Consider the following 6,998-nt stretch of genomic DNA (forward strand, 5'->3'; position numbering starts at 1 on the left):
GCGTCGATGTCGACGTCGCACATACGGCCGATCTTCTCGCGCATCGCCTGCGGCACTTCGCGGTCCGAACGGATCACGATTGCCTCGGGCTGGATGCCGATGGAGCGCAGGGCGGCTACGGAATGCTGCGTCGGCTTGGTCTTCAGCTCCTGTGACGGCCCGATGTAAGGCACCAGGGAGACGTGCAGGAAGAACACATTGTTGCGGCCGACGTCCTGGCGCACCTGGCGGGCGGACTCGAGGAACGGCTGGGACTCGATGTCGCCGACCGTGCCGCCGATCTCGGTGATGATCACGTCCGGGGCGTTCTTGCCCTCAGCGGGCAGCCGCATGCGGCGCTTGATCTCATCGGTGATGTGCGGGATGACCTGGACGGTGTCGCCGAGGTACTCGCCGCGGCGTTCCTTGGCGATGACCGTGGAGTACACCTGGCCGGTGGTGACGTTGGCCGAGCCTTCGAGGTTCTCGTCGAGGAAGCGCTCGTAGTGGCCGACGTCGAGGTCCGTTTCGGCGCCGTCGTCAGTGACGAAGACTTCGCCGTGCTGGAAGGGATTCATCGTGCCCGGATCCACATTCAGATAGGGATCGAGCTTCTGCATAGTTACAGACAGGCCGCGTGCCCGCAGGAGGTGACCGAGGCTCGAAGCCGTCAGTCCCTTTCCGAGCGAGGACGCCACACCACCGGTTACGAAGATGTGTTTGGTCGTCTTGGACGAGCCCGGRAACCGGGAATTTACACGGGAATTTGATCGCTGCACCACGGAGTTCGAGCCTATCATCAATTCGGTCTTTCTTGGATCGCTAAAACGCCGTTGTGATGGTCATCCCAGTCACCGCCGGCCGCCAAAGGGGCAACCAGCCCGGCCAGCGGGCCGCCGGGCTGTGACCGGTAGCCGCCGGCCGGCAGTCACGCCTGCTGCGGCAGGAGCTTGGCGTCGTCGAGCAGTTCCTGGGCGTGGGCCCGGGCGGATTCCGAGTCTTCCTGGCCTGCCAGCATGCGTGCCAGTTCGCGGACCCTCTCGGCCTCGTCGAGCAGCGTCACGTCGCTGGAGGTGAAGCCGGTCGCTGTGGCGCCGTCCGCGCCCCGCACCGAGGTTTTGGTGACCCGGATGTGCTGGTCGGCGAAGGCCGCCACCTGCGGCAGATGGGTGACCACGAGGACCTGGACATGCCGTGCCAGCATGGCCAGCCGGCGGCCGATTTCGACGGCGGCACGGCCGCCGACGCCGGCGTCGACCTCGTCGAAGACAAACGTCGGCACCGGGTCGACGGCGGCCAGCACCACCTCGATGGCGAGCATCACGCGGGAGAGCTCACCGCCGGAGGCCCCCTTGCCCAGCGGACGGGCGGGCGCGCCGGAGTGCGGCTGCAGCAGGAAGGAAATCTCGTCGGCGCCAAAAAGGCCCAGCTGCTCCCCCGGGTCGACATTGATGACCAGGRTGGCATCGGCCATGGCCAGGGCGGTCAGCTCGGCGCTGACCCGGCCGGAGAGGTCCTTGGCGGCCTTCTTCCGGGCCTTGCTGATGGCCGCGGCCTGCTTGCGGAGGTCCGTCTCCGCCCGCGCCACCTCGGCGTCTAGCGCCTCGATCCGGGTGGAGTCGTCCTGGAGTTCCTCGTAGCGGGCGCGGGACTGCTCCGCCCAGACCAGGACCTCGTCGATGCTCGGTGCGTATTTGCGGACCAGCTTGGCCAGCGCGGCGCGGCGGTCCTCAATTTCGGCCAGCCGTTCCGGGCCCTCCGTGTCGAGGGCAGCCTGGTAGCTGGCCAGGTCACCGGCGATGTCGTTGAGGAGGAAGCCTACTTCCGCCAGCCGGGTCGCCGCGGAGCCCAGTTCGCTGTCGTGTTCGGCGACGTGCTCCAGGGTTCGTTTCGCGGCGTCCACCAGCGTGGTGGCATCGGCTTCTTCACCGAAGTCCTCGGCAATGAGGGCCTGATGGGCTGCGCTGGCCGCGATGCGGAGCTCTTCGACGTTGGCGAGCTTCACGGCTTCGGCCTTGAGTGACTCATCCTCCCCGGGCTGCGGGTCGACTGCGTCGATTTCTGCCAGCGCCGCCTCAAGGGACTCCGCCTCGCGCAGCCGTTCACGGGCCGCGCTGCGGAGTTCGTCCAGCTCGGCCTGGCTGGCCTTCCAGTGGCCGAACAGCTCCTGGTAGGCAGCCAGGCTGCCGGCGAGGTTCTCCCCCGCGAACTTGTCCAGGGCTTCGCGCTGTGCCACCGGGCTCTTCAGCCTGATCTGGTCCGACTGGCCGTGGACCACCACCAGCGTCCCGCCGATCTCGGCGAGCACTCCCACCGGGGCCGCGCGGCCGCCGAGGTAGGCACGGCTGCGGCCGTCGGCGCCGACGCTGCGGGCCAGCAGCAGTTCCGCGCCGCCGTCGAACTCCTCCACCTCGGCACCGGCTTCACGGGACCTGCTGATGGCGGCATGGCCGACGTCGAGCWTCAGCACCGCCTCGGCGGACGCACTCTTGGCGCCGCTGCGCACGGCACCGGCGTCGGACCGTGCCCCCAGCAGGAGGCCGACGGCGGTGACCACCATGGTCTTGCCGGCACCGGTTTCGCCGGTCACCACGCTGAGGCCAGGGCCCAGGGGCAGCGTCGCATCCGTGATGACGCCAAGGTCGCGGATTCTAAGTTCTTCGAGCATGGGTCACTTCGCAGTCGAGGGGTCGGTGGGCGCGCCGGGGTCTGCGTGTTGCGGCCCTGCTTTTGGCGGGGTGGACGGCGGCGGGGTGGGCAGCGGCGGCATCGGCCGCGGGGTGCGCACCACCGGGACCGGCCCGGTATGGATCATGCCGGTCTGCGGCACCGGACCGCGCCAGCCCTGGATGGGCAATTCAAACTTGCGGACCAGACGACCAGAGAACGGTGTCTGGTGGGTGCGGGCCAGCCGGACGGGGGTTGCCGAGCGGGTCACCTCCACGCGGGCGCCGGGCGGGAGGTCCACGGAGCGCCGGCCGTCGCACCACAGCACGCCCTGGGCGTCGGTGCGGTTCAGGATTTCCACGGCGAGCCGCGACCTGGGCGAGACCACCAGGGGCTTGGCGAAGAGAGCGTGGGCGCTGATGGGCACAATCAGCAGGGCCTCCACTTCCGGCCATACCACCGGTCCGCCCGCGGAGAAGGCGTAGGCGGTGGAACCGGTGGGGGTTGCGAGGACCACTCCGTCGCAGCCGAAAGACGTCAGCGGGCGCTCGTCCACCTCGGTGACCACCTCAAGCATCCGTTCCCGGTTGCCCTTCTCGATGGCGGCCTCGTTCAGCGCCCAGGTGTGCCAGATCTTGTGGCCGCGGACCCAGACCTGCACGTCGATGGTCATGCGCTCTTCCACGGTGTACTGCCGGCTGGCAATCCATTCCACGGTCTGGGCGAGGTCTGCTCGTTCGCTTTCGGCGAGGAAGCCGACGTGGCCGAGGTTGACGCCCAGCAGGGGCACATCCACCTCCCGCACCAGTTCCGCGGCGCGCAGGATGGTGCCGTCGCCGCCGAGCACCATCACAAGCTCGACGTCGGGAAGCTTGACGTGGTCGTGGAGCACCTCGACCGGCTGGTCCAGCCGTCCGAAGAACCGGACCATGTCGCCGAGTTCGGATTTTTGCATCACGGGAACGATGCCGGAGGCATGCAACTGGGCGCACGCTTCCCAGGCGGCCTTGAGGGACTCCTCGCGGCCGGTGTGGGCAAGGATGAGGACGCGCCTGCTCATCGGGTTCCGCCTTCTAGTGCTTCTCGTGCTGTTCTGGCCAGATCGTTCCGAGTAACGCAGCAACGGCTGCGTCCCGCTCCTCGATCTTAGGCAGGTCTGTCCGGTTCCCGCGCTTTATCCACAGGAAGTACTCGACGTTTCCGTCCTGGCCGGGCAGCGGGCTCTGGGCCAGCCCCTGCAGTTCCAGGCCTGCATCCATCGCGGCGGCCGCCACTTTGGTCACGGCCAGGCGGCGCTCCCGCGTTGAGGTGACCACGCCTGTGCGGCCCAGCCGGTCCTTGCCGATCTCGAACTGTGGTTTGACCATCAGCACGAGGTCGCCGCCGGGGACGGTGCATGCCGCGAGGGGCGCCACCACGAGGGTCAGGGAGATGAACGACAGGTCGGCCACCGTCACCGCCGCCGGGCCGCCGATCTCTTCCGGCGTCATGTAACGGACGTTCAGGCCTTCATGGACGGCCACCCGGGGGTCGTGCCGGATCTGCGGGACCAACTGGTCATGCCCGACGTCGACCGCCACGACGTGGTCCGCGCCGCGCCGCAGCAGCACTTCCGTGAAACCTCCGGTGGAGGCACCGGCGTCGAGGCAGCGTTTGCCGGAGACGTCGACGGCGGGGAAGGCGTCCAGCGCGCCGGCCAGTTTGTGGGCGGCGCGGCTGACGTATTCGTCTTCGCTGGTGGTGGCTACCTCCAGGGCAGTTCCGTCCTGGACCTGCAGGGACGCCTTGGCGAGCACGTCGCCGCCGGAGCTGACTTTTCCTTCACCGATGAGCCGGGCAGCGTGGGTACGGGATCTCGCCAGCCCGCGGCTGACAAGTTCCTGGTCAAGCCGGGTCATCGGTAGGTGTCCCCCGCCGCTGACCCGGAGACGTCTTCATTCAGCGCCGCCGCGAGGTCGTCGTGCAGACCGGAATATACCTCGCCGTGGGCGGCAACCGGCAGCTCCGGCAGCTCCCCGAGGCGTGCCAGGAGGGAGTCGACGGTCGGATCCCCCACCGCGGTCTCCCCCGTGTGTTCCGGCCAGTCAACGCCGGCGTCGGAATTTTCGGGGCCGGCAGTCTCCTGGCGGGCGTCAGTAAAAGGGTTCTGCTCGGTCATGCTGTCCAGTCTAGTGATCCAGCCACTCAAGGCCGGGCGCAAGGGCTGTGGACGTCTCAGGGTTCGCGGCCCACCAGGCGGCACAGGCGGCACGCCAGGAGTCGAGGTCCGCCGGGTCACCGCTGACACGCACGGTGGCGCTCTCCACGGACGCCGTCGCCGCGCCGCAGCGGTAGTGGCCGCCGTCGTGCTCCACGGCCGGGTAGGGCCGGTAGAGGTCGGTGAGGTCGTTGATCAGGAAGGTCGGCCGCTCCATAGTGCGGGCAGCAAGGATTGATTCACGCGTGTCGACGCCGGTCAGCACGGCCACCGTGGCGAAGCCGGCGTTGTTGCCGCCGAGGATGTCCGTGTCCAGCCGGTCACCGACAACGAGCGGGCGGTCGGCCGCCAGCCGTTTGGCGGCTGCGTGGAACAGCGGCGCCTCCGGCTTTCCGGCGACGAGCGGCTGCCTCCCGGTGGCGGCGGCGACGGCGGCAACGAGGGTGCCGTTGCCGGGGGCGATGCCGCGGGCCTGGGGAATGGACATGTCGGTGTTTGTGGCGACCCACAGGGCGCCGGCCGCGACCACGTAGGAGGCCTCGGCGAGGTCCTTCCAGCCGAGGTCGGGGTGGAAGCCCTGAACCACGGCTACCGGGTCCTCGGCCTCGCTGCGGACGGGAACCAGGCCGGCAAGTTCTATTTCGCGGGCCAGGGCGTCGCCGCCGGTGACCAGGACGCGGGCCCCGGCGGGCAGCATTGACGCGAGCAGCTCGCCGGCGGCCTGCGGCGAACTCACCACCTGCTGTTCCTCGGCCGGGGCGCCGAGGTCGCGCAGGTGCTGCGCCACTTCGGCCGGCGAACGCGAGGCGTTGTTGGTGACGTACCCCAGTCCGACGCCGATGCCTGCCAGCCGTTGCAGCGATTCCACAGCGCCGGGAATGGCGTGCGGACCGGCGTATACGACTCCGTCGAGGTCGGACAGGAGGGCGTCGAACCTGGAGATCAGCTCAGCGTCGGCCATGAGGGATCAGTCCTCCGCGCGATCCGGGCGGTGGGTGTCCTCGGAGCCGAAGTCGTCGGCGTTGGAATCGTCGGACTCCAGCTCGTCGGCTTCCACGGAATCCTGATCCGATTCGGCGTCGTCGGATTCGAAGAAACCAGCCTCCTCGTCATCGGAGCCGGATTCGAGATCCTGCGCGGCGGACCCGGACACGGGGTTTTCGGCGAGGCCGGCAACGGATTCGGCGCTGGCGGCCTGCGGTGCCGACTCACCGGCAGCGGCTGCCGAGTGCTCGGCGGACTGCTGCTGCAGGATCCGGCGGCGCTGTGCCTCTTCGCGGGCTTCTTCTTCCTCGTCCCAGCCGAGATCAATGATGTCCGGTTCCTCGTCGACGCCCATGCCGAGGGCGTTTTCTGCGACAACGGCCTGGCGCTGCCATTTGCCGGCTTCCGTTTCGCGGCCGACGGCGGTCAGGGCGTCAGCGTAGGCGCGGAAAAGGCGCGGGCTGTAGGAGAAGGCGCGGTTGATGTCGAGCTGGACAATTTCCAGCTCGGAGACGGCTGCGTCGAGCTGTCCGAGATCGGTGCGGGCACCGGCGGCGACAATTGCCAGTTCCACCTTTCCGGGCGCGTCGAGGTCTTTGGCTTCCTCGGAGCGAGCCATATCCAGTGCGCGGTCCGGACGGCCGAGGCCACGTTCGCAGTCGGCCATCACGGGCAGGTGCACGTTGGATCCGCTGATGCGGCGGTAGGTGCGGAATTCCCGGAGGGCCTCGCCGTAGTGGCCAGCGGCGTAGGCGGTGAGACCGACGGCTTCGCGGACTGCAGCGAGGCGGCCGCCGCGACGGCTGGCGGCCAAAGCGTGCTGGAACGCGAGCTCCGGCTCCTCATCGAGCAACCGGCCGGCCATCACCAGGTGGCGCGCGACCCAGGAAGCGCTGTTTTCCTCGAGAGTCTTGATCTGGTGCTGCGTTGCGCGGTCCAGTTCCTTGCCCGTGACGTCCTCGTCGATCTGGGGCGAACGCTCACGGTCGGGCCGGTTGGCGCTGCGCAGGTCCTTAGCGTTCGGCTCGCGCACGGGGCGGTCCTCGGCGCGGTCGCGGCCAAACTGCCGGGGCCCGGAATCGCCGCGGTCGAAGCTGCGGGCAGGACGGTCGTCGCGGTTCCCAAACGGCTTGCGGTTATCTCCGCCGCTGAAGGGTTTGCGGTCCCGGTC

General features: G+C 68.9%; 6 protein-coding genes and 1 pseudogene. All 7 read right to left on the reverse strand.

The genetic code is table 11. The features are described from left to right. Positions 1-779, reverse strand: a 779-nt coding sequence (locus AC1DHD_RS12520) for a CTP synthase (protein WP_476880029.1), incomplete at its 3' end; no start/stop codon positions are given. A 128-nt stretch (positions 780-907) separates the two neighbouring features. Beyond that, a complete protein-coding gene (gene recN / locus AC1DHD_RS12525) occupies positions 908-2,647 on the reverse strand; it encodes a DNA repair protein RecN (RefSeq protein ID WP_476880030.1) in 1,740 nt (579 codons plus the stop codon). 3 nt (positions 2,648-2,650) lie between these two features. After that, the gene (locus tag AC1DHD_RS12530) at positions 2,651-3,706 is read right to left on the reverse strand and encodes an NAD kinase (RefSeq protein ID WP_476880031.1); all 1,056 of its coding nucleotides are present in this window, start codon (positions 3,704-3,706) and stop codon (positions 2,651-2,653) included. A gap of 13 nt (positions 3,707-3,719) precedes the next feature. After that, positions 3,720-4,544 carry a TlyA family RNA methyltransferase gene (locus AC1DHD_RS12535; protein ID WP_476880032.1) on the reverse strand — a complete coding sequence of 275 codons (825 nt, stop codon included), beginning with the start codon at positions 4,542-4,544 and terminating at the stop codon, positions 3,720-3,722. Further along, positions 4,541-4,804 (reverse strand): hypothetical protein, encoded by a 264-nt coding sequence (locus AC1DHD_RS12540; RefSeq protein ID WP_476880033.1) that lies wholly within the window; start codon positions 4,802-4,804, stop codon positions 4,541-4,543. The genes AC1DHD_RS12535 and AC1DHD_RS12540 overlap by 4 nt, the downstream gene beginning before the upstream one ends. A 10-nt stretch (positions 4,805-4,814) precedes the next feature. After that, positions 4,815-5,804: an HAD-IIA family hydrolase gene (locus AC1DHD_RS12545; protein ID WP_476880034.1), complete on the reverse strand. Its 990-nt coding sequence runs from the start codon at positions 5,802-5,804 to the stop codon at positions 4,815-4,817. Between the two features lie 6 nt (positions 5,805-5,810). Further along, positions 5,811-6,998, reverse strand: a pseudogene (locus AC1DHD_RS12550) (hypothetical protein); the annotation flags it as partial.

The organism is Arthrobacter sp. 05L45_2 (assembly GCF_056397525.1).